General features: G+C 57.1%; 16 protein-coding genes. 1 reads left to right on the forward strand and 15 read right to left on the reverse strand.

Annotation, left to right across the window (positions count from 1 at the left end; genetic code table 11):
- Nucleotides 1-44: 44 nt before the first annotated feature.
- The 8 genes from RKE50_RS09905 to RKE50_RS09940 all read right to left on the reverse strand — a co-directional run bounded on the left by RKE50_RS09905 (nt 45) and on the right by RKE50_RS09940 (nt 13052).
- Nucleotides 45-1808 (reverse strand): DUF885 domain-containing protein, encoded by a 1764-nt coding sequence (locus tag RKE50_RS09905; RefSeq protein ID WP_350036241.1) that lies wholly within the window; start codon nt 1806-1808, stop codon nt 45-47.
- The gene (locus RKE50_RS09910; protein WP_350036242.1) at nt 1805-2716 is read right to left on the reverse strand and encodes an alpha/beta fold hydrolase; all 912 of its coding nucleotides are present in this window, start codon (nt 2714-2716) and stop codon (nt 1805-1807) included. The genes RKE50_RS09905 and RKE50_RS09910 overlap by 4 nt, the downstream gene beginning before the upstream one ends.
- Before the next feature lie 8 nt (nt 2717-2724).
- A complete protein-coding gene (locus tag RKE50_RS09915; RefSeq protein ID WP_350036243.1) occupies nt 2725-4446 on the reverse strand; it encodes a gamma-glutamyltransferase in 1722 nt (573 codons plus the stop codon).
- 15 nt (nt 4447-4461) lie between these two features.
- Complete coding sequence (locus RKE50_RS09920; protein ID WP_350036244.1) at nt 4462-6894, reverse strand: S9 family peptidase; 2433 nt, start codon at nt 6892-6894, stop codon at nt 4462-4464.
- 17 nt (nt 6895-6911) lie between these two features.
- Complete coding sequence (locus RKE50_RS09925) at nt 6912-8780, reverse strand: gamma-glutamyltransferase (protein WP_350036245.1); 1869 nt, start codon at nt 8778-8780, stop codon at nt 6912-6914.
- A gap of 82 nt (nt 8781-8862) precedes the next feature.
- Nucleotides 8863-11163, reverse strand: coding sequence for a TonB-dependent receptor (locus RKE50_RS09930; RefSeq protein WP_350036246.1), 2301 nt, complete (start codon nt 11161-11163; stop codon nt 8863-8865).
- Between the two features lie 160 nt (nt 11164-11323).
- The gene (locus RKE50_RS09935) at nt 11324-12385 is read right to left on the reverse strand and encodes a helix-turn-helix domain-containing protein (RefSeq protein WP_350036247.1); all 1062 of its coding nucleotides are present in this window, start codon (nt 12383-12385) and stop codon (nt 11324-11326) included.
- A 199-nt stretch (nt 12386-12584) separates the two neighbouring features.
- Nucleotides 12585-13052 (reverse strand): Lrp/AsnC family transcriptional regulator, encoded by a 468-nt coding sequence (locus RKE50_RS09940; RefSeq protein ID WP_350036248.1) that lies wholly within the window; start codon nt 13050-13052, stop codon nt 12585-12587.
- Between the two features lie 134 nt (nt 13053-13186).
- On the opposite strand from RKE50_RS09940, the gene RKE50_RS09945 reads away from it, so the two are divergent.
- Nucleotides 13187-14380 (forward strand): cytochrome P450, encoded by a 1194-nt coding sequence (locus RKE50_RS09945; protein WP_350036249.1) that lies wholly within the window; start codon nt 13187-13189, stop codon nt 14378-14380.
- A 172-nt stretch (nt 14381-14552) separates the two neighbouring features.
- Here the strand turns inward: RKE50_RS09945 and RKE50_RS09950 are convergent, their stop codons facing one another.
- From RKE50_RS09950 to RKE50_RS09980, 7 genes are all read right to left on the reverse strand, one after another.
- Nucleotides 14553-15359, reverse strand: coding sequence for a DUF2817 domain-containing protein (locus tag RKE50_RS09950; protein WP_350036250.1), 807 nt, complete (start codon nt 15357-15359; stop codon nt 14553-14555).
- 70 nt (nt 15360-15429) lie between these two features.
- Entirely contained in the window at nt 15430-15633 is a 204-nt protein-coding gene (locus RKE50_RS09955; RefSeq protein ID WP_350036251.1) for a gamma-glutamyltransferase, read from the reverse strand.
- A gap of 8 nt (nt 15634-15641) precedes the next feature.
- Complete coding sequence (locus tag RKE50_RS09960) at nt 15642-17993, reverse strand: TonB-dependent receptor (RefSeq protein WP_350036252.1); 2352 nt, start codon at nt 17991-17993, stop codon at nt 15642-15644.
- Nucleotides 17994-18144: 151 nt separating this feature from the next.
- Nucleotides 18145-18273 carry an AraC family transcriptional regulator gene (locus RKE50_RS09965; RefSeq protein ID WP_350036500.1) on the reverse strand — a complete coding sequence of 43 codons (129 nt, stop codon included), beginning with the start codon at nt 18271-18273 and terminating at the stop codon, nt 18145-18147.
- Between the two features lie 599 nt (nt 18274-18872).
- Complete coding sequence (locus RKE50_RS09970; RefSeq protein ID WP_350036253.1) at nt 18873-19037, reverse strand: FAD-linked oxidase C-terminal domain-containing protein; 165 nt, start codon at nt 19035-19037, stop codon at nt 18873-18875.
- 516 nt (nt 19038-19553) lie between these two features.
- A complete protein-coding gene (locus RKE50_RS09975; RefSeq protein WP_350036254.1) occupies nt 19554-21812 on the reverse strand; it encodes a TonB-dependent receptor in 2259 nt (752 codons plus the stop codon).
- Between the two features lie 232 nt (nt 21813-22044).
- Nucleotides 22045-23145, reverse strand: coding sequence for a helix-turn-helix domain-containing protein (locus RKE50_RS09980; protein WP_350036255.1), 1101 nt, complete (start codon nt 23143-23145; stop codon nt 22045-22047).
- Between the last annotated feature and the right edge of the window lie 139 nt (nt 23146-23284).

The raw sequence follows: 23284 nt of genomic DNA on the forward strand, positions 1-23284 counted from the left end.
CCTTCAGGAGGTGTGTGCAGGGCCGATGCAACCCTGTATCGCCATCAGTGGGACAGGTACCAATCCACATGCTGTTCCAAGAGAGGCATGGGCATGGCGCCGCTATCAAGCACGGCAGCATGGAACTTGCGAATGTCAAACGCGTCGCCGAGTCGCTGCTCCTGCGCACGCCGGATCTCCCAGATCCTCTCGAAGCCCAGTTTGTAGGCCAGCGCCTGCGCTGGCATGTCGGTGGAGTAGCGAAGCGTCTCTGAGACCACTTCCGCCTCGCCGGAAAAGGTGTTCTCCCGCATGAAAGCGCGGGCTTTACTCAGCGACCAGCCAAAGTGGTTCATCCCAGTATCCAGCACCAGACGAGCACTAAGGAAACTATCGAAGAGCAGCCAGCCGTACTCTTCGTAGGGATCGGCAAGAAGATCCATTTCACTGGCAAGGCTGGCTGCATAGTTAGCCCAGCCCTCGGTATAGGCCGGGTACAGCAGCGCGGTCTTCTTGCGAAACTCGTCGAGGTCAGTATTTTCATTCTGCAGGGCGATATGAAAGTGGTGCCCGGGAATGAGTTCGTGATAGATCAGCGCCGCAGTCCACACCATCGGACGCTCGTCGAGATTGGAGCCGTTGAAGCGGTAGTTACCTACTGTGCCGGGCCCTTTGGGCGCCTCGTACATACCAAACGTCATACCGGCCTCGGCGGCCGGGTCCAGGCGTTTGACGCCGTAGGGGGCTGCCGGCAGCACCGAGAAATACTGAGGGATGAGCGGTTCGATACGGCGTATGTACGCCATGTAGCGATCGGCAACCTCCTCCGGTGTTTTTGCGAAGAACCGCGGGTCACTACGCATCTGCTCATGAAAATCCTGAGCGGTCCCCTCAAAGCCCAGCCGATCGCGAATCGCCTGCATGCGTTGCTGGGTATCAGCAAGATAGTCGAGTCCGCGCTGGTGGATGACCTCCGGATCGAGGTCCATGGTGGTCTGCTTACGGATTGCGAAGCGATAGGCTGCCTTGCCATCAGGATACTGACCCATGCCCACACTTTCTGGGGCTTTGCTTTCATATTCTGCGCCCATGGCGTCGAGGAGACGATCGACGGCATTGAGCGTGGTTTGCGCCAGCACGGCGTCTATGCCGCGTTGCAATCGCTCCACCTCAACAGCAGGCAGCCCGGCGGTGCGGCCGTCGGCCACCGCAGCCAGCGCCGGCAGTCCCGCCCGAAGGGAATCAAAGGTTTTTCGCGCCCCGGGCAGCGCTTCTTTGGGTAAGCGAATATCGCGCCTGGCCTGCTCCTCCAGACGGGCACGGGCGTCGTCCAACCAGCGCCCGACATCCGCCAGCAGAGCGAGGTAGAGGTCCACATCTTCGGCCGTATCCAGCGGCGCCGTTGTCAGCGCGGTGGGTAAAAGGAACGAGAGCGTAACGCCGGCGTTGTAGGGCGTGAGGCCAAAACTGAGCCAGAAGTAGTCCAGCCCTTCAATCGTCAACTGGAACTCCCGACTGAGCATTGCCAGCGTGAGTCGCTCCTGATGATCGAGCTTACTCGTGTCCAACTGCTCGAGTAACTCAAGCTGTGTTCTGGCGTGATCGGCGTTGCGTTCTGCCTGCTCAAAGGTCTCCACTGGCAGGCCCGTGACCCGACGGCCTGCCATCATCTGCAGATAGGGCGTCTGCTCCACCAGGCGTTCTGCGTAGTCGTCTGCTATCGTCGCAAGCTGTCGCGAAGCGCTTTCAGCCTGCGCCATACTGGCAAGGAGCGCAGACATCAGCACGAGGGAATGCAATAGGATGGAGGGTCTTAGCACGGTAGTCATGGTGATGGGTTCCAGCTCTTCAGAATAAAGTCAGTCAGCAGACGGTTGAACTCATCGGGCCGGTCCAGCATCAGGAAGTGGCTGACGCCGGGCATGATCAACACCTCAGCGCGATCGTTGAAGGCCCGCACCTCCGCCTGCACTTCGTCGGTCCACAACGGATTTTCCGCATACACAGCCAGCAGAGGAACGTCGATGCGGTCGTTGTAGGCGGTCTCCGGGTCGCTCATTTCCGGCAGAAAACTGCGCACGACGTGGGGCGGCGCGTTCTTCATGGCGTCATTGACTTTCTCGACACCCCAGTCGGGCGTCTGCTCGCCGGTGAAGCTGTCGACTATGGGCGGCCAGACGTAGTCGTACAGCCAGGTGTCCATCAACCATGCGATAGCGGCCGAGGACCAGCCCGGGTCTTCGTAGATCAGTATGCCGTCGACGGCAATAAAACCCGCTACCTTTTCAGGCCAGCCCCGGTAGAACTCACGCAGGGCGGGAACGCCCAGGCTGTGACCGACCACGATGGCACGGTCGACCTTTGCGTCCTCTACCACCGCGTTGATCGCCCGTGCGTGGAGCTTCATGGAGTAGCGCAGATCTTCCGGCTTATCGGAAAGGCCATGCCCGGGCAGGTCCAGCAGCAGCACGCGCCCGATATTCAGTAACGCCGGAAGCTGCAGTTCCCAGAATGTGAGATCGCAGCCGCCGCCGTGAACCAGCACAGTGGTGCGGGTACCCTCTCCGATCAGCTTGTAGTGGACCCGCACATCGTCGACGGTGGCATATCGGCTTTCCACGCCATCAAGGATAGCTTCCCCAGCCCCCTCTTCCACAGCCGTGGCAGATCCACTGACGAGGCAGAGCCAAAGAGCAAGCAGCAAAGACCACCCGCGACATGAGCGGAAATCGTTCATCGTGCCGGCTACACCGCCATCGCCACCGCGGTGCGACGCGGATCGCCACAGGCGTGAGTCATGCCGTCTTGGATGTGTATGCCTTCGAAGGAACCATGCAGCCATTGACGTGGATTGACGATATCGAGCGCAACGTCGTCTTTCTCCATCAGGGCTGAAATTACGGGCGCGCCCATATCCTGCTCGATCAAGCGAGCTGGCATGCCCCAACTCCCACCAAAGCGCGGGCGGTTCACCGACTCCTCAATACTCATGCCGCAGTCGATGATATTGGTGACGTTCTGCACCAGGTTCTCGTATAGCGAAACGCTGGGCGAGCCACAGGCGATCACAGGCTTGCCATCTTTCAGGACCATCAGCGGGACAATACGGGAATGGAAGTGGGCGCCCCGCTCAGGCATACCCGAGGAATAGTGCACACCGGAGCCGCAGATACTGGTGCCGTCGATGAACAGGCCGTTCGCCCAGGGCAACGCCATACATGAATGGAGTACGGTAGCGACATTACCCTCACCATCCACGACAGATAGATGATTACTCCCCGTCGTCACCCCCTCGATGTTCTGCTGCGAGATATTTGCCGCAACCTTGAGCACGTCACTGGGACTGCGAGCCGGGCCCTTCGAAAGCTTCTCGTAACGACGCGCCGCCAGATCCGGGTCAAGGCGCTGCTGCCAGTGTTGCGGCTCCCCCGAATGGTTGGCCTGCAATGTGTCGGCCCATACTTCGTCCAGCGCCTTGAACATCAGATGGCATGTTTCGGGACTTTCCGACGCGGCCCCCATTTTGCCGATATCGGCGTGCTGCAGTATCTGCAACACCGCCGCCACGTCTGTGGCTCCGAAATCGGGCGGCGGCGAAGCCAGTAGCTGGTAATCGCGGTAAGCGCCTTTCGCCGGCTCGTCCCAGAATGCCTCGTATTGCGCGAAGTCTTCGGGCGTGATGCTGCCGCCCGCTGCCTGAATCACCTTCGAGAATTTCTCTGCAAATCCGCCATGGTAAAAGTAGCCCGAGCCCTCTTCCGATAACTGCTCCAGCAGATCCGCGTAGCGCTTCTGATAGAGCCTGTCGCCAGGCTGCACGATGGTCTTGTTGGGCATGAAGACCTCACGCCCTTCAGCATGAGAGGCGATCTTGCCGATCTCGACAAACACCTCGCCGAACAGGAACGGGTGTATCTCAAAGCCCTCCCTAGCGTAGTGAATGGACGGCGCCATCACCCGCTTGCGGGACAGCTTGCCGAAGCGGTCGTGAGCGCCCTGCCACCCGGCCCAGTACCCAGGCACACAGACATAATCGGCGGTGCCCATTTCCTGCGCCATCTTTGACAGGTCAAGGTCCGGGCAATTGAGGGGCCGCGCATTGGTACCGTTGATGTAGTAGCTCTTCCCGGTGGCGGCTTCGTAGTACAGCATGGAAAACACACCGGTAATGGTGGTCATGTGGGGCTCCACCACTGTCTGCATCAGCGCTGCTGCGCAGATGGCGTCTACGGCATTGCCGCCCGCCTTAATGGCGTCGATGGCGGCCTTGGTCGCCAACGGATGGGTGGATACGGCGACGCCCTTGTTGCCCGACACTCCCTGCTTGTAACCCTGGAAGCGGGCCTGCTCGAGGAGCGCCTCGCGAATACGATTCGGCGCCGGCTGCCAGGCTTTCTCGGCGGCCCGAGCCAGCCACGGGGACGCCGCGGCCATCGCAGCAGCGCCAAGGAATGCACGTCTGTCCATTACTTACCTCATGATTCAAAAAGATGCGCCATTCCCAACATCGAAGGGATCGACATCGGGTGGCTCTATTCCGAGTAGATGCTCAACAAAATAGTCAAAACGACGCTGTAGGAAGTATTTGTCCCCCGATAAGCCATGCGTACGGTTTGGCAAATAGAGAAGGTCGTACGGTTTGTTCGCCTTGATCAGCGCATCCACCAGCCGAAACGCCTGGTTCTGGGGCACGTTTTCGTCCATATCGCCGTAGGCAATCATCAACTTACCCTCAAGACGATCGGCCAGAGCAGTGATATCCAATGGCGCCCAGTTCATCGGCTTCTCCGCCGCGCTACCACGGTAGATACTGCCGTCAGCGTACTCGGGCACTCCCGTAAATGGCTCGAATCCGGGATACAGTGCCGCATAGTCGTACACACCGGCGCTAGAGACCGCCACGTCGTAGAATTCAGGACGGGAAAGGATGGCCTGCGCCGAGAACGTGCCGCCCCAGGAATGGCCAAAGACGCCGACGCGCTCCAGATCCATCTCGTCGTGCGCTGATGCCAGCTGTTCGATGGCCGCGATGTGGTCGTCGATCCCCAACTGGGTAAATTCGGGGTAGCCAGCATCGTCAAAGGCCTTGCTGCGCAGCGGCGTTCCTCGGCCGTCGGTTGTTACAACTGCGAACCCAAGGCGAGCAAGAGCTGCCTGGTTTGAAGCTACTCGAGAGCGCACTACATCAACGAAGTTGCGGGGCGCCACACTGACCTGGGGCCCTCCATACACCGCGTCAATCACGGGATGCTTGCCGTCCGGCAGCACTTTCTGGGGCGCCCAGTAAACTGTGTAGATATCGGTTTTACCATCCGCCGCCTTTACAGCCCGGCGGACAGGCGGCTTCCAGCCAACAGCTAAAAGCGCATCAACGTTCGCTGTTTCCAACTCAGCAATCAGGGCACCATCCTTGAGCGAACGCAATACCGTCACTGGTGGCTCACTAACGGTAGACCAGGTGTCAATGAACACGTCCTGCTCAGTGTTGATCAGCGCCGGTGCATCGGGGAGACCAAACAGTACTGTGAAGCTCGGGCTCTTCTGCGCAGGGAAATCATGGTCTGCGTTTATTCCCGTCAGCAGCACAGGCTCCCCACCGTCCAGGGACGCCCGGTACAGGTGACGATAATAGGGATCCCGCGCAGGCTCCCTGCCACCACCGGTGAAGTAGATCTCCCGGGCGGCTTCATCGACGAGGTGAATATCCTGCACCAGCCAGTCCCCGCCGGTGATCGCATTCCTCAGATCGCCAGTCTGTGCGTCGTAGAGATACAGATGTCCCCAGCCACTCCGCTCCGAGAACCAAATGACCTCAGCGCCGTCACCCAGCACACGAATATTCGGAACGTTGTACTCCACGGAGTTTGCTTTCAATTTGGTGTCGCTGGCCTCCTCAATGAGAATCTCCACCTCGCCGGAACTGAGCTCCGCTCGCAAGAGGGCCTGATTTCGACTACCGAGGGTTCTTGCGATCAGGTAGGCCTGTCCGCGATCCAGGCTCCACCCGCTTATGTGGCTGAAGAAGCCGCCCGTTGCGTATCCCGCGGGAACTTCGAGCTCGACATGCTTACCCGTCTGCAGGTCCCACACGTGGAGTTCCTGAATGGGGGACTTATCCTTCGAATCACCCGTAAGTTGGGTGCGCACCTCGTGGACAATTGGCCGCAGGCTGCCGTCGGTCGGCACCCATTCCACGAACGGTGTGACAGACACCTGACGCTCATCAACCCGTGGCACCAACAAATAACGACCATCGGGGGAAAACTGTGCGCCAAAGGGCGGAAAGGTCAGGCCGTGCTTCTTGATCTGCACTGCGAGCAGGCCCGCATCCGGGAACTTGCCGTAAGCGTAGTAGGCTTCGCCGTCACTGGTCAGCGCGCGCTCTTTACCAGTCTCAAGATCTAGCAGGTAAAGGTTGTGATCCCGGGTGAGGGCCGCAACACGTCCGTCGGGGGAGAGCAACCGCCCCCCCGGCGGCAGATCCATAGCCTGGACAGTACAGCTGGGAGATGCGGACAGATCGCAGCTGACCGCTTTCCCCTCATGCGTCGCCGACAATAGCTTCAGCGTAGCGTCGGGTGATGGAGACTGCAGCTCGGACAAGCCGACACCTTCCCCCAACGCTGCTGCGAGTGCTTGATTCAACGCCACATGATCAAACGCCGGACGCTTGTCGCCCTCTGGCAACGTGACCCGAACAAACTCTGGCCCACTGTCGCCGCTTCGCTGATACCAAAACCCAGATCCGTCAGGCAGCCACTTGGGGCGAATACTGGCGTTCTTAATAAGTTCACCAGCATTACCCTCCAGCAGTGGCTCTGCAGCGATGTAGTCCGCTGCCGTTATGTCACCGGCTGCCAGCGCGGCAAACGGCAGGGCCGCAGCCAAGGTTCCAGCGATCAGTGCAAGGTTCAAAAGACTCTCCTCAGAAATCACTCCAGGGCGAGTGCCTGACCATTGGTGTAGTAGTGACTCGCGGCGTTGAGTTCGCCAGTCTCTGGGTCCCGGGTGATACCCACCCATAGCCCCTGGGAGTAGCGGCGATCTGCCGGCTGCATCCATTTGTAGGGAAGGCCAGTCGCTTCCATCAACTCCTCGCTGAACTCGCCCTCCATTACCCGCACGGTTTGCGACAGGCTGCTCATATCGCTGATGCTCTCGATCTGCGGAGAGAGGATAGACGGCGCGTCCAGTGCCTGCTTCGGCGTCATGCCAAATCCCAGCACGTTGGTCAGCGACTGAAAGGTCTCCAGATGAAGGCCCATGGACATGGAAGCGAAGGCCAGCACTGGCTCGTCGTCCTTGAAGGCCAGACCGATTTCTATAGCGCCTGGCAGTCTGTTACCCGGGCCGGCCTTGGCAATAATTGCCTTTTGACTGACCGCGGGGTCGCCGATAGAAACGCCGTCGACGATGATGCCGGTCTTGCCCCACACCACACAGTTGATGGAGTGCGTGACCGCAGTCATATTGCCCCATCGATCGATCGCTACCACGGTGTCGGAGTGCTTGGTGCCCCCATCCGCCCATTGGCTGAGGCCATTACCGGCGGCGATCTGCGCCCACAATTTATCGGCATGCTCTTGACTCAGGCGCGCCTGCGGCGAGAAGTCGAATTCCGGGTACTGCTCGGTCAGCAATTGGGGTGCGAAGGCGCGGATGAACGGAATATTGCCGGCATTGAGCAACTCGGAGACGCGGCGGAAGCTTTCAGGATTCTCGGACCAATGCCCCAGTTCCAGAATGCCAGCGGCCTCTCCGAGATTCAGCGCCTCGAGCATGTTCACACCACCATAAGCTGGCAGGCCGTTCCCGTAGACCGTATAGCCCCGGTAATCGGTTGAAACCGGATCGCCCCAAATCACCTCGTAGTTGGCAAGATCCTCTAGCGTAAATTTGCCGCCGTCGGCCTGCACCGCAGCCACCGCTTTCTGCGCCCATGGCCCCGTGTACATATAGTCAACGCCCCCGGCCTGAATGGCACGCAGGGTCTTCGCCAGTGCCGGCTGCCGCAGGGTATCGCCCGGCTGCAGCCACTCGCCGTCGGGGCGAGAGAACACGGCCTTGCTTGCAGGTAGGCGCGCGAGATCATTCTTGCGCGGCTCAAGATAGCCGTTCAGTTGCTTGCCGAAAGGAATCCCTTGCTCTGCCAGATAGATCGATGGTTCAAGCAGTACTTCGAAGGGCAGCTTGCCAAAGCGCTGACTGGCAGCCTCGACCCCGCGCATAAACCCGCCGACAAGGGCGGTACGACCACTGGGTTCGCCGGTGCCATAGAGGGCATCGCCGTAGCCACCAATTTCCCCGGGGATGCTCATAGGGTCGTCTTCACCGGCAATGGTGTTCCAGCCCGCATCGAGGTGGGAAATCTGGCCGCTCGCGGCGTCATAGTGCACCATACTCATAATGCCGAAAAAGCTGACCACCGCACCGCCCCCGAGGGTCACCTGGGCCATGGCCGCGGTCATTGCGGCATCCACCGAGCTGCCACCCTGCTTCAACGCTTCCAGGCCGGCGCGCTGAGCCAGGGGATGGAAGCTACCGGAAATGGCACCGCCATAGCCGCGCGCCTCAGGATTGCCGGGAAAGGCAACGTCTTCCATGTCGAGGAATTTATCCAGCTCTCCCGCGGGCCACCGCGCTGGAGAGAGGTCTGATGCCGCCGCCGTATCAGGTTGTGATGCGGCAGCGCTGCCGGCCTGAACCGAGCCTTCCCGGTCACCGGATTGGCTACTGGCGTCACAGCCGCCAAGTGCAGCACCCAGCGCTGCTACAGCCAGCAACTTTCTGGTCAATGCCATAGCTATCTCCCTGGTGAACTGGGGGAGCTGAGCAAGAAGTCCGCGCCGCTGCCACGGGCAACAGCGCAGACCGTATCAGCTGTCAGAATGAGTAGCGCAGTGCGAGGCGCGCGGTGCGCGGCTGCAACAGGAAGATTTCGTTGAACGTGTCACCTGCAGGAATCGGCAGGCCTGCGTCCACGAGAACCCGGTCGAAGTTGTTTTCAGCAACGATTTCCGACTCGTCTGTCAGGTTGGTGATCAGCAGATCAACAGACCAACGGTCACTGCGCAGGCCAACACCGGCGTTGAAAACGGAGAACTCTCCAAGCGTCACACCTCTGGGGCCCAACGCCGTGTCATAAGCACCGGTATACGCCCAGCTGCCATTAACGTACCAGTTGGTGGCGTCAAAGGCCGGCGCTGAATACTCGAAGCCTGCGTTCGCGGCCCACTCCGGCACGTTCGGTAACGCTGTGCCAGCCTCAGTGATTTCCCCCGTAATTTGGTTCGACAGGAGATCTTCATCCAACTCCGACTCTGTGTAGTTTCCGCCGGCAAAGACCGTAAGGTTGTCGGTCAATGCGGCGGAAAACTCGGCTTCAAAACCGGTGGAACTGGCTTCACTGGCGTTCAAAATCACGGCAAAACCCAGCGGTGGCGTGGACACCAACACCTGCAAATCCTTGTAGTCGGTGTAGAAAACCGCAGCGTTAAACGTTGCTTTGCCGTTCAACAGAGTGGCCTTGAGTCCCAGCTCGTAGGCATCCGTGCTGTCTTCATCGTAGGACTCAAGACCCGCGCTGCCGCCCGGCGCGAAAAGCTCAATGGCAGCGAGCGTGGTTGATGAGTTGATGTTGCCGTTCCGGGCACCGGTTGCATACTGCGCGTAAATAAGCAGGTCATCGGAAGGAGTGTACTCAAGCGCAAATTTTGGCAGCACAACCTCAATGCTGACCTCCTCGGAGATCGCTGGAAGCAATACTGGCTGCAAGTTTAATAGTGACCCGGATTCGTTAGATACAACGTCGAGGTCCTCCCTGTGCCAGCGCAAACCACCGATCACCGTCCACTGTTCTGACAGCGCATACTCCACCTCGGCGAAAGCAGAAATTTGCTGACCGTCGTTAGTAGCAAGCAGCGCGGGAACAGGGAGCCCCAAAACTGGGAGAAAGTCTAAGGTACACTCTGACGGGTAGCCGACCAGCACATGCGTCGGGCTGCAGACGTCGACGTTATTTAGTTCAAACGACAGATCTCGGTAAAAAAGCCCCGCGGTATACTGCAAAGGCCCGTCAAGACTGCTCACCCAACGGAACTCCTGTGTGAACTGTTCATAGGCGATGGCATCCGTGGTGAAGGCGCGATCCGAAAAGCCCCCCACAGGAATCGTCACAAAAGAATTGATCAGCGAGTAGATCTGATCGTAGGTGTTGCGGTCGCGCTCGCGATCAAAATACCCGGTAATAGACGACAGCGTGCCGGCATCGAAGCGGTAGTCGAGCTTCAGGCTCGCGACCAGTGACTCGTCATCGATTTGGCCATCGCTAACCGGCAGGTTGGTCACCCGATCACCGGTGGCCAGACCCAGGCCACCGAGTTCGGAGTCGTCATGACTGACCATCAAGCGACCGGAGAAGTTATCGCTGAAATCGGCAGCCAACACCGCGCGAAAGTTCAGCGCCTCGAAGTCGTTGTGGTCATCCTCGCCGCCTATTTCATCGATGAACCCTGGCATGACATAGCGTCCGCCACTCAGGCGCAGACCCGCCTTTCCGTCAGCGAGGGGGATATTCAGGAAACCTCGCGCGCCAACGTCGTTGCCGCCACCATCAACGGATACGCCCTCGACTTCAAACCCTGCCCCGAAGGCGGTCTTGTCGGGATCTTTTGAGTAGTAGCGCACCGCGCCGCCGCTAGAGCCTTCTCCATACAGCGTTCCCTGCGGACCGCGAAGAATCTCAACCCGTGCCAAATCGTAATTACGGATATCAACCTGCGAGCCGCCCAGTGTGTTGACCGGCACCTCATCCAGATAAATACCCACTGGCCGTGCGGAGGGCACCAGGTCCTGAGTATTCAGGAAGTTCGACACACCGCGGATGTTCATTTCGTTCCGGTTGGGCCCGCGCTCCTGCACATTCAGGCTCGGCGTCAGGCGGGACAGGTCGCCTACACTGTTGATCCCAAGCGTCGCCAGGTCGTCGCCGGAGAAGGCTCGGATAGAGGCGGGAACGTCCTGCAGATTTTCTTCGCGGTAGCGCGCCGAAACGATGACCTCTTCGAGAGCCGAAGCACTGGATTGCTGGGCATGCCCGGGCACGGAAAATGCCGCGGTCGACGCCGCCAAAGTGCCGATGACCGTCTTGACTACTGAATGGAGCGTTGTTCGGGGAAGATTCATACTGTGGCGCCTCTAGTTATGGTTTGTCCAGGATTTGCAAAGCTATAGACTACCGACAGGCCGGCTCCTGCTAGATGCCAAGCAGCACGATTATGTTGCAGTAAGGCACTTTTTAAATCGTGCGACTCATTTAGAGCAACTAATCTTGTCCGAAGGGAATTTACCGTCTTCGCGAATTCGTCGGGCTATGCCCGAACACCCGGCGAAAGGCGCGACTGAAGCTGGTCCGGTCCTGGTAGCCGACGGCCTCGGCAACGGCCAGCACAGACTCGCCCTGATGTAGCAGGCGCCGCGCTTCCTGCATACGCCGAATCAACAGGTACTTAGCCACGGTGGTGCCGAAAAGGATCTTGAAGCCCTCCGACAGCTTGCGCCGATTGAGCCCTCCCCAACGTCCGAGTTCCTTAATCGTGTGCGGCGCGCTCAATGTCGAATCCATCCGCTCTCGAATGGCGTTGAGCCGCTCGATATCGCGCTGGCGCAGGCGTACGAACTCCCGCGGCACCGCAATTTGTCGCTGAAGCTGCAGCACTGCCTCGCCGATAAGCTGCAGCATCATGCCCCGGCCCAGCATGCGCGCCGTGGGGGACGCCAGGTCCAGCGCCAGCAGTTTTTCCCCCAACTCCAGCGCGTTGCCCGATACCGGAACCTGGAAAAACTGTGATTCACCGGAGGGAACTCCTCCTCGATAAAGCTTCAGGACCTCCAGTTGCTCGGCAGGGATAAATTCTGCGAGCAGTTCTGGCCGGAAACTGACGACGACGCTGTGCACCGGCTCGTCTCTGGATGTCGAAAAACCGTAGCGAATCCCCTGCCCCGCGAAGATCAACGAGCTGCTGCTCCCGGTGCGGAACAGATGGTCATCACCGATATCCTCCTCCAGACGGCCGCGAAGCTGCAGCCGGTACAGGCAATAGCTGCGCAGGGAGTACTCTATTGCCATGGCGACCTTGCCAGTCTTCACAGCATGGTTGGTGATCAGGGCACTACCGTCGAGGAAGGCACACCAGAAAGATTCGCCACCGGCTCCGTAGTCCAGATGATAGGCAGCGGGGCGTCCAAGCTGTTCAGCGGCAGCCACCATGTGACTGACAATCTGGTCGAGCCCGGAGCAAGTCTTCAACGCCGGCAGGGATTCAAAACCCGGGCCTAAGCCGTCATCGAGGCCACGCACGTGCACCTCGCCCGAAAGCTGAAGCTGGGTTGTCAGATTGTCAGGCATGCAAGATCAATCCTGTTCAACTGGCGGGCAGTCTATCTACTGAGAGGCATGCTGTAACACCTTACGCGGTACAAACGTCTGAATCCTCCCGGTGATTGTCTGAGGTAACTTGCCGAGACGCGCCTTTTTCTGGGTACTCTCTGAGCGCGCGCTTTGGCGAAGAGCCACGCGCTTGAGATGCCAATAATCCCTGATATCTTCACGCGGAGCGCGGCAACAGCGGGGCTCCGGCCTTGATGTTCTTGAGTACGACGCAGGAGGCGATGTCCTTCACCGTCGCGTAGGAAAGGATGCCACCCATAGTCAGGTCTGCCAGATCATCGATGTCGCTGGCCACGACCTTCAGCATCAGGTCGTGCTGCCCGGTCAACGCCACGCACTCAACGATCCTGGGCTCGGCCGCCACTGCCTCAAAGAACTCGCGGGTCACGGTTTCCGAGCGCTGATCCAGGTTCACCAGGATATAGGCGGAAACCTTGAGGCCCAGGGATTTGGGGTCCACGTCTGCCCGGTAGCCGGCAATGACCCCTGCCTCTTCCAGTGCTCGGGTCTTGCGCAGGCAGGAAGATTCCGACATCGCGACTTTTTCCGCCAACTGGGCATTGCTAATGCGCCCGTCGAGCTGCAGTTCGACCAGTATTCGTTCCTGCTGTCGATCAACCTTCATGACTCGTTCCACCGGAATCAAAAACTTTATGAAAGTATGTGCCAATTTTTTCAATTTGTATGCTGCATTTGAAGCATAAAGTCAGTTATTTCGGCCTACACTGCCACACCAAATGTCGCGCAGTTAGATTATCGATGAACCTCAGCGAACGCTTCCCTCTGGGCAGTCAGATCACCCTGGACGAACTCGACCATGACCCTTATCCGGCCTACCGCCTGCTGCGGGCGGACGAGCCCGTCAGTTGGTGCGCTGTTACCGGGATGTACCTGATTACCCGCCACCAGGACGTGCGTGCAGTGCTGCTGGACACGGAGAACTACATCGCCGGCACCGATCACTCACTGATTCTGGACACCTTCGGGGAGCATATGTTGACCACCGAAGGCGCGCAGCACGACAGCTACAAGAAACCCCTTATGCCTCTGTTCCGCCCGCTGGCCGTGAAGGAACGCCTGGAGGCAGCCATCGGTCTACATGTCGACAGCCTGATCGCCGGCTTCAGGGACCAGGGGGAAGCGGACCTGCGGGCAGCTTTCGCCAGCCGCCTGCCCATTCTGAGCATGCTCAGCCTTTTCGGGCTACCGACGAGTGAAGAGCACCTGCTGCGAGACTGGTACAACGCGTTCGAGAAGGCGCTGTCGAACTTTACCTGGGACGAGTCGGTGCGTGCCGAAGCGAGAGAGAAGGTCAGCGAATTCCACGACTACCTGCAGGTGCAGCTCGATGCCAAACGGGCCGCGCCCGACGACTCACTGTTCAGCCAGATGCTGGCCTGCGAAGAACCCGCGCCCCTGAGTGATGAGGAAATCCGGCGCAATGCGTCAATCATCTTCTTTGGCGGTATCTCCACGGTGGAGGCACTCATTCTGAACAGCCTCTACGTGCTCACCGAGCGAGAGAATCTGGTAGATCGATTGAAGGAACAGCCCAGTGATTTGATACGCTTCCTCGACGAGGTAGTCCGCTGGTCAGGGCCCGTGCAGTCAGCCACCCGGCATGTGACTAAGCCCGTAGAGCTGGACGGCGTCGAATTTCAGCCCGGGGATACGGTGAACTGCATGTTGGCCGCCGCCAATCACGACCCGGAAGTGTTCCCGGATCCGGAACGCTTCGATATGGACCGCCCCAATCTACGCACTCACGTGGGGTTCGCCGTCGGTCCCCACCACTGCCTGGGCTCGCATCTTGCCAAGCTTGAAGCGAGCATCGCGCTCAACGGTTTATTGGCCTCGCTACCCCACCTTCGGCGTTCTGCTGACAGCGAGCCAAAAATCGTAGGCTACGAGTTCAGGCAGCCGAAGGCACTTCACCTTTGCTGGGATGCCTAGCAAGCCGGTAATTGGGTAACAGGGTATTCCTCGAAGCGCTGGAACGCCGATAGCCACCCCAAATGGCAATTCTTGCGGGCGACGGCTCAGCGCTATAGAGCAAGAGGCATGACCAAATGACCGAGCTACCGACCGACAAACGGAGGTAGTCCGCAAACGTGTGACGCAATCATTAGATCACCCGCTCGGGATTAAGAATCCCTTTCGGGTCCAGCGATTGCTTGAGCAGTCGCATCATGTCGATCTCCTGAGGCGTACGGCTCAGGGAAAGCCACGGCATTTTCTCGGTACCGATGCCGTGCTCGGCGGATACTGAGCCGCCGATATCAGCGAGCGGTCGGTAGACCATCGCATCGCATTCGGCGTCACAATAAAATGTGTCTCGAACCTGCCGCTTTATCAGTTGCCCTTGATCGTTTGCAACGTCTCCCTTGGGAGACAACCAGTTGTCTGCCCGCAGTGCGTCTTGACCATGATCAGTAGCAAACCTTTTCAGAACCTCATCCGGATGGGATTTTGTCCGACCATCCCACTCCTCAGGGAGAATCGCGCTATGTAGCACCGCGTAGTGCTCGTTCTCCGGAACAAGCTGCGAGAAGTCATGAAGGTTTCGGTTGAAGTCGATATTGTCTTCGTTGGCCCGGCGGTTATGCGAGAAGCCTGGTGGGTTAACGGCATGAATCATCAATACGGCGATGTCGTCGCCTAAGTCTGCAAACCAACCCTGTTCCAGAAGTCCGACTTGAATGCCTGATCCGCAATACCCCTCAACCCCGTGCGTGCCACTCGTGAACACGAGCAAGTTTCGAGCGCTTGGTTTCCCAATGCGAACAACGTCGGTATACGATGATTCCCCTTGTACACCATGGAATTGTGGTGGTGAGCAACTGTCAGACCTCGCCTCTTGCAGGCCTACAACCCCAGGGTGACTCATGCTCTCCTCCGGTATCAGCTCAATCGATAGCCAGCGCCTGGCCATTGGTATACGGGTGACTGGCAGCGCTGAGCTCGCCGGGCTTCGGGTCTCGAGCGATGCCGACCCAAAGGCCCTAGGAGTAGCGGCGATCTTCCGGCTGCATCCACATGTAGGGCAGCCCGTCCCCGTAGACCATATAGCCTTGGTAATCGGTTGAGACGGGATCGCCCCAGGTCACCTGGTAGCTGGCAAGGTCCTCCAGAGTCATCTTGCCGCCGTCCACCTGTACCGCAGGCACCGCTTTCTGCGCCCATCGGCCGCTGTACATGTAGTCCACGCCCTCGACTATTCGAAGCTAAGGTTAAACTCGATACCGATAGTCCGCGGTCTATAGCGATTCTGTGGCAGACCAAACTGCGCTCCCGCCGCGAGCTGGCCAAGGCTGCCGTCCTCGTCAAGCAGGTTTTCCCCCGTAAGGAAGAGCCCCCATGAGTTGCGCTCAATACCAATGCGCCCATTGACCAAGGTCGTCTCGTCCGACGTGTTGCTAAAACCGATCGAATAGTCAGTGCGCTCATCCAGATAGGATGCGTTCAAAAGCACAACGCCCTGATAGCGACCAACAGGAATTCGATATGCGGCCGTCGCTGTCCATGTAACATCAGGAGCAAGAACAAAGGGATCGCCGTCGACGATACCGGCCTCCGGCAGATCTTCTAAATACTCGTTCTCCCCAAAGTTACCAGAGAAAGAGAGCGTGAGTCCTTCAATACCGGCATAGGTAATGCCTACGTCTATACCCTGGCCACGTGCTTCCGCAGCATTCGCCGTGTAGCCCTGGAATGTCCCGGCGTTAGTGACGTAGGACAATAGGGTCAGAATGTCCTCCCAGTCCCAGCGGTATAGGGCCGCTTCCAGCAGAAGGTCACCATCCAGAAGCGTCATCTTCGCCCCCAGCTCATAGGAAACCATTTCATCAGGCGCGGCTATCACGGGTATATCGAACCCGTCCGCGGTCGACTGTAGAATCGCAGCTCCAGAGTTTGGGGGTCCCGCGCGGAACCCCTGCGAGATCTGCGCATAGAACATAGAAAAATCGCTTGGCCTGTAGGCCAAATTCACTTTCCCCGTGAATTGGTCAAAGGACTCTGACCGCGTAACTGGTATGCCAGCCGCTTCTAGACCCGCAACAACCGCCGGTGCGAGGTCCGTTATCTCGCGATCATCTGTCACGAAGCGGCCACCGAGTGTTAGCTCCCAGGTATCACTCAAGGCGTAAGCACCCTCACCGTAAACCGCCCACTGCTCCGACGTTTGACGAGCTCGATCGGTTTCGATGGGGAACTCAGTCCCTGCTGGAGATAAGAAGAACGTGGTCGTGCCTCCGCGGGTCATCTCCATATCCAGATAGATAACCCCAGCGTTCCAGCTGAATGGGCCGCTACCCAACGAAGCCAATCTGAACTCGTGCGCAGTCGTCTCATTCTCGAAATCGAGAGAGAGCCCAGCTACAGGAATAAAATCGTAAGTCTGGAAGGAGGTGTTTTCGAGAAACGAGGATGAGAAGCTGAATAGTACACTGTCCCCCGTTCGCTCCAGATAAACGTTATAGATGTCCGTCTCGTTAAGCGCAATTGCCCATTCTGGAGGCGCTGGAATAGGCGGGACCGTAAAGTCCGGAGTGAAGGTTGCAGGGTCAGTTTGCAACCAAGCCGTGTTCATCTCGAAGTCTTCGGTTGCCGCCACGTTGTAGCTGTCGTTTTCCGTGTGCCACGCAGACGCTTTCAGCGTCCAGGCATCATTGGGGCGAAACAGAAGCTTCGCCCGATACTGCGTGTCTTCGTCTTCGTTGTAGTCTTTGATTCCCAGCAACGGCCGATCTATGTAGCCAGGTGCGTTTGTTTGAGACGCCACCAGCCGGACCGCCAATGTGTCGTCAACCAAGGGTATATTGACCGCGCCCGCGAATCTGTTGCCATTGCTACCACTGGAAGTCTCGGAATAGGCGGCGGTCCCTTTACCAGACAGCTCGTTCAGCACTGGGTCCTTGGTAAGAATGCGCACAGTGCCGCCGACGGAGCCAGCCCCGAAGATCGTCCCCTGCGGGCCGCGCAAAACCTCGATCCGATCAAGATCATAGGGATTCAAGTCGGGCGAGACGTTCTGTCCGACACGAGTGAACGGCAGATCATCGAGGTAGTATCCAATCGTCGCATCTCCTACTGTGCCTGAGACTCCTCTGATCGCCACAGCGGAACCCTGAGCACCAACATCCAGGGCGCTGACGCCCGGGGAAAAGCGCAGGGCGTCCATCACAGAGGTAATTCCCTCCGCTTCAAGTTGGACACCCGACATCGAACTCACTGCAAGCGGCGTGTCCATCAGAGCAGTCGCTTCCCCTCGTCTTAACGCGCTGACAACGACTTCTTCCAGGATCGGTGTACCAGTTGAACTCGGGCTGCCTGCAGACGCCTCAGCGCCTTGTGCATGACCGAACGGGCTAGCGCTCGAGCAGGCAAGAGCTGCTATTGCGGCAAAACACTTGTTTTTCCCAGATTGCATTGATCGTCTCCTCACCGAGGCCGCGTCGTCCCCGGTCTGCGCGGAGACCGGTGTGCTGGCAGCAGCGATCGCAAAGGCGAGCGACCCGGACGCTGCTGAAAACCGCAATTGCCTACCACTATTGTTGTTTTCCATCTGGGATCCTCGCTGTGCAGGGGAGTCTGTAGAACTGGGACAAAACCGATGCTAAAGCAGCCCCCTCCGCAGTAGGTCGCCACGCGTCACAAAAATGTCGCAGATCGGCACTTATTAAGCCAGTTGTCTCAACCGGGTCGCTTAAATAACACTAACGCCCGCTTCGCTGAGTTTCTGATGGCCCAATCTCAAAGACACGGGTATACGCCCGACTGAAATTTGTCCGGCTCTGATACCCGACTGCCTCAGCGACGTGGCTTACGGCTTCTCCCTCTTGCAGTCACCGACTGGCCTCGAGCATGCGGCTGCGCAGCAGATAGTTTCCTATCGTGCAGCCAAAGAGGAGTTTACAATTCTCTGTCAGCTTGCGCCGGTTGAGACCTCCCCAGCGACTCAACGCATCGATGGTGTGGGGCGCACCCAGGGATGCATCCATATGCTGGCGAATATCCGTGAGCCGTTCGATGTCCCGCGCAGATCAGCGAGCTGTCGCAACCCCTGTGGGAGAGGTGCTCCTCACCGATATCCTCTTCCAGGCGGCCTCGAAGCTGCAGTCGGTACAGGCAATAGTGGCGCAAGCGGTATTCTACGGTTTGGGCAACCTGGCCTGCCTTCACAGCGTGGTTGGTAGTCAGAACTACCATCGGGGAAAACACAGAAGATGGACTCTCCGCCCGTACCAAAGCTCATATGATAGGCAACAGGGCGACCGAGCTGTTCCGCGGCGGTCGCCATGCCACTCATCATCCTATCGAGTGCGGAGTCTCACTCGAACTCTGCCAACGATTCCAAATCCAGGCGTGCGCCATCGTCAAGGGAGCGGATTTCCAACTCGTCGATAAACTGAAGCGGGGTTTTGAAGTTATCCGACATTTGGCGTCACTGGATCACACACCGGGCGTTGAGAATACCTCTGGGGTCCAGCGACTGCTTCAGCAGGCGCATCATCTCGATCTCCTGGGCCGTGCGGCTAAGCGACAGCCAGGACATTTTCTCGGTACCGATACCGTGCTCGGCGGGCACGGAACCGCCAATGTCACCCAAAGACTCGTAGACAAGGGCGTCGCCACCCGCACCTAGTAGTTGGTATCCGTATTACGTGAATAAATATGGAAAGTCTTAGTGTCAGCCAGAAAAATATTCTGCAGAATCTCTCGAACATCGCCGGTTGACTCCTCGGCCAGGCAAGGCGGTGTCGTTATCGCCAGAAACAGACCGGTAGCCAGCTGTGTAAACCTCATATCGATTTCCTCACGCGTTCGGACTGAGTCCTAGTGCTCTCGCGGATCGGAGCTGCCGGAGCAGAGCGAATGCGACTGGGGGGCAAGCCAAAACGGCCGTTGAATACCATGACAAAACTGCTGCGGCTGGTTTATCCAACCCGTTCGGCAACCAGATCGACCGGGTAGTTTCTCGACAGCATCGCCGTGCTATGTTCAAACAGGAACTGGTAGAGCACCAGCGAAGCAGATTCCCGAGAGTCTGACGGAGGCATTCACTCTGTAGCATGACCTATGGTCGGTGAGCCACGGAGAAAAAAATTGCGAAAGATTGTTTTCGCTACCGGAAGTTATAACGGAGTACGGCGCCAACAGTTCGAGGCCTGTTGACGTAAGAATCACTCAGCAATGGATTGACGAACACTTCAGTCAGTTCGTTAAACAGGTTGTTGGCATAAAACATCACAGACCAGTTCTCCAGTTCAATTCCCGCCCTCAGGTTGACAATTTCGTAATCATCGATTGGCACCTGAACATTACTGCCGAAAACAGCGTCGCCAACGTATTGATAGGTCGCGTTAGCTACAAAGTCGGCCGAGCCCAGGATATCTAATTGTCTAAATTCGACGCCTGCATTAAAGGTTTTGTCTGGCACGTTCGGAATACGACAGGACTCTCCCAGAACTGTTGCGCAAGTGCCATCTGGGGCGGGCGCAATCAGGGTATCACCCGTGAAAGCCGCGTCGGTGCGGTTAAACGCAAGAAACAGAGAAAAGTTGTCATTCAGCAAGTAATTGGCATCTAGCTCATACCCCTTAGACTCAGCCTTACCTAAATTATCGGTTACGGCCGTGAAGCCTAACTGCAAGGTATTCTGAATATCTTCCCATTCGTTCAAGAACGCTGCAGCATTGAGCTGTAAGCGTCCATCAAGAAATGAGCTCTTAAAACCTACTTCATAGGCATCTACAAAATCTGGCCCATAAGTCGCAAACCTGGATTGGTCGAGGCCAAACAAGGCGATGACCGCCGGACTATTGATCAATCCGTTCCGAGCGCCCTCGGAAAAGGACGCGTAGAGCAATGAGTCTTCGTTCAAATTGAACTCTAACGATGCGCGCAGCAAAACCTCTTTAATGTCGTTTTTGAACTGCTCTGCTCCAGCCAAAGCCTCAACTGCAAGGAAAGGGAAAAAACCGGGAGCGACTGGAAACTTGATGCCGCCAGAAAAAGGCGTAACGTAACTCTGATCAAAGTGCCGTGCACCCCCTTTCAATCGCAAGCGATCTTCCATCAAAGACAATTGCAGTTCCCCGTACACGGAGAGCTGCTCACCATCTATTTCAACATCGGCCTGGAAATAAACATCATCAAATCCGGGTGCTAGAGATAAAAAGCCCGTGGAGCGCTGATCCTGGATCACGCGGTTACGGGTATTTTCGTAGTAAATACCACCAAGGAAGTTCAAGGGCGAATCGAAGTTGGTGATAATTCGGAATTCCTGTGAGTAGTTTTCATCCTCTGCATTGTTGATTGCCATGGCGGGATTGGCTACTGCATCAAAAGGATAAAGAAAGGGAAAAACACGAAACGTTTGGTCTCGATCAGTGAATGTTTGGTCAAATTTGCGGCCAAAATACCCGGTGACACTTTCAAGTGCAAACGAATCGAAGGTGTAACTTACCGTACCCGAAAACATCGACATCTCATCGTCTACTACATCTGCCCCGGGAAAGAACGGGATTGGCCCTCCGCCCTGCGTCAAATCAGCGGGATCGCCATTTACTATTCGAGTACCTTGTATGGTGCCCCGTTGATGAACGCCGCTTAACCGAACTCTCAGCGCATCATTAGGCTCATAAAGCAGAACAGCAGTACCACCCGACATGTCCGACGAATTGATATCATCAATGCCATTATCTATGTTATCGATGAAGCCAGCGTCGTCTTTGTGAAAAGCCGTAAGACGAATACCCAGCTCCCCCTCGATCAGTGGAATGCCGACTGAGCCGTCAGTGATGTAGTTCAAGTCATCGCTGCTGTCGGTTTGCGACATCTCGGCTCGGAGTCGACCTTCGAGTTGCTCCAAAGAGGGATCTTTCAAGTGATAGCGTACAGTTCCTCCGACTGAACCTGCGCCAAAATACGTCGGCTGCGGACCCTTCAGCACTTCGACCCGTTCCAGATCATACAACGGCAGGTCGCTTTGGTTTTGGGTAGGCGACGTCATAGCAATGCCATCAACAAATTGGGTAATCAGCGTATTCTGCTGCAAAACATCCTGAACCCCGGTGGTCAGAGATAAACCCCGAATGGACGGCAGACTGCGACCTGGACCCCGATCGATTAAATCTAGCCCGGGGGTTGCACGCACAAGGTCAGCAATGTCAGCAATACCTCTCTCTGCGATTTTGTCACCAGAGTAGGCTGAAATCGATTGTCCTATACTGGATGCGGACTCTTCCCTGAGTCGAGCAGTGACCACGATTTCTTCCAATTGGAGTGACGCTGATTGGGCTATGCTGGCTGGAGCCAACGGCAACATCAGCCCTCCAACCAAAATGAGATAACTTTTCGATCCAGAGGTAGTGTGAGCCACAGTATTCTTTCCCGTTGTAGTTAAATTTCTTATGAGGTTTGAAAGAATTCAGGAACGCTCCTGTCGTTTGAATCACTGTAACTCTTGATGGGAAACCCGGGGGGGTGGATCGTACTGAAAATGTTACATTTCATCATTACTAAAGCAGCCGGCTTATAATGTGGCGCGGCGGGTGTCAGCGAGAATCTCTTCAGCTCCTGGAACCGGGCAGTATATGTGACCGCAATAGACGTTAGGACTGAGTCCTAATACTGTCGCGGATCGGGTTTGCCGGAGCAGAGCGAATGCGACTGGGGGGAACGCCAAAATACTCTTTGAATACCCTGGTGAAACTGCTGCGGTTGGTATATCCAACCCGTTCGGCAACATGGTCGACCGGGTAGTTTCTCAACAATAAATCTCTGGCTTTGTCCATTCTGACGCCCACACGGTATTGGGCGATGGACTTTCCAAACAAAGCCTTGAACCCCAATGTGAGTTTGTTTCGGTTCAAGCCATATGTTCTCGCGAGTTGCTCCAGCGTATCACCGAAGTGGGGCGACTCCGTCAAATAATCCCTCAGCAGACCAAGCTTAACGACGTCGCTCTCGCGTAAGCGAAGACCTTTCTTGGTAGCAGACTCGTTGCGACTATCGAAGGCGATCAACGCCTCAGCAAGCAGAGAGTTCGCCAAAGCCTCAGCCATTAACTCCTGCGCCGGATTATCAGTCGACAAACTCAACAGCTTCTCTGCGCAGGACAGCATGGCCGCGTTGTGTGCGAAGGGGAACAGGTGCGCATCTGGCTGATCGGATTCCAGAGCAGCCGACAGAGTAGCGACGGCGTCTTTCAGACGACCGCTCACCTTTTCCCTCACTGTCTCGGGGGTGAAGGCGACAGTCACTCCGGAAATCCCCTGTTGCTGATCAACATAGAACTGCGAAATCATGCCACCACCGTAGCCGAGAAAACTGCTTTCAACGCTACTTGAGACACGTGTGGTCTTCATCCAGTGCTCTTGCACGGTACCCTTGAGGCGCATCCGCAGTAATACAAGCCCTTCGCAACTGAAAGAGAGCGGCATCGTGGGGGGTACTACAGATTTATTTACGCCGAGAAACAGTTCGTTGCTGCAGGCATACAATAAATGAACACCGGATTTCGTTTGCATCGAGTAACAGCGAGGCAGGCTCTGACTGCAAGAGAGCGTGTATAGCTGCCTGAACAGCGCAAGTAAATCAAACGGTAATCCCGCAACCTCTGAGTCGGTTTCGGAATTCTTAAACATCAGCCTTGGGATTTCGTCACCAGACAGGAACAACTCAAACTGTCCACTGACTGGAATTACGGACACGGCATTATTCCTATCCAATATCCGTTGCCTGGTCAGTCAGCATGAAATCGAGGGCATAGACCTTCATGCCAGTGTATTGTACTTCGTCAAAACCTTCTGGACAGATTACGGCCTGATTCATGAGACGCTTCAGCTCACC

It is taken from the genome of Pseudohaliea sp. (assembly GCF_040217025.1).
Taxonomy (GTDB): Bacteria; Pseudomonadota; Gammaproteobacteria; order Pseudomonadales; family Halieaceae; genus Pseudohaliea.

Excerpts from the sequence above, each read along its gene's own strand:
- RKE50_RS09925 (WP_350036245.1), bottom strand. The coding sequence starts at position 8,780 with ATGGCATTGACCAGAAAGTTGCTGGCTGTAGCAGCGCTGGGTGCTGCA.
- RKE50_RS09905 (WP_350036241.1), bottom strand. The coding sequence starts at position 1,808 with ATGACTACCGTGCTAAGACCCTCCATCCTATTGCATTCCCTCGTGCTG.
- RKE50_RS09910 (WP_350036242.1), bottom strand. The coding sequence starts at position 2,716 with ATGAACGATTTCCGCTCATGTCGCGGGTGGTCTTTGCTGCTTGCTCTT.
- RKE50_RS09915 (WP_350036243.1), bottom strand. The coding sequence starts at position 4,446 with ATGGACAGACGTGCATTCCTTGGCGCTGCTGCGATGGCCGCGGCGTCC.
- RKE50_RS09930 (WP_350036246.1), bottom strand. The coding sequence starts at position 11,163 with ATGAATCTTCCCCGAACAACGCTCCATTCAGTAGTCAAGACGGTCATC.
- RKE50_RS09960 (WP_350036252.1), bottom strand. The coding sequence starts at position 17,993 with ATGGAAAACAACAATAGTGGTAGGCAATTGCGGTTTTCAGCAGCGTCC.
- RKE50_RS09935 (WP_350036247.1), bottom strand. The coding sequence starts at position 12,385 with ATGCCTGACAATCTGACAACCCAGCTTCAGCTTTCGGGCGAGGTGCAC.
- RKE50_RS09945 (WP_350036249.1), top strand. The coding sequence starts at position 13,187 with ATGAACCTCAGCGAACGCTTCCCTCTGGGCAGTCAGATCACCCTGGAC.
- RKE50_RS09950 (WP_350036250.1), bottom strand. The coding sequence starts at position 15,359 with ATGGCCAGGCGCTGGCTATCGATTGAGCTGATACCGGAGGAGAGCATG.
- RKE50_RS09940 (WP_350036248.1), bottom strand. The coding sequence starts at position 13,052 with ATGAAGGTTGATCGACAGCAGGAACGAATACTGGTCGAACTGCAGCTC.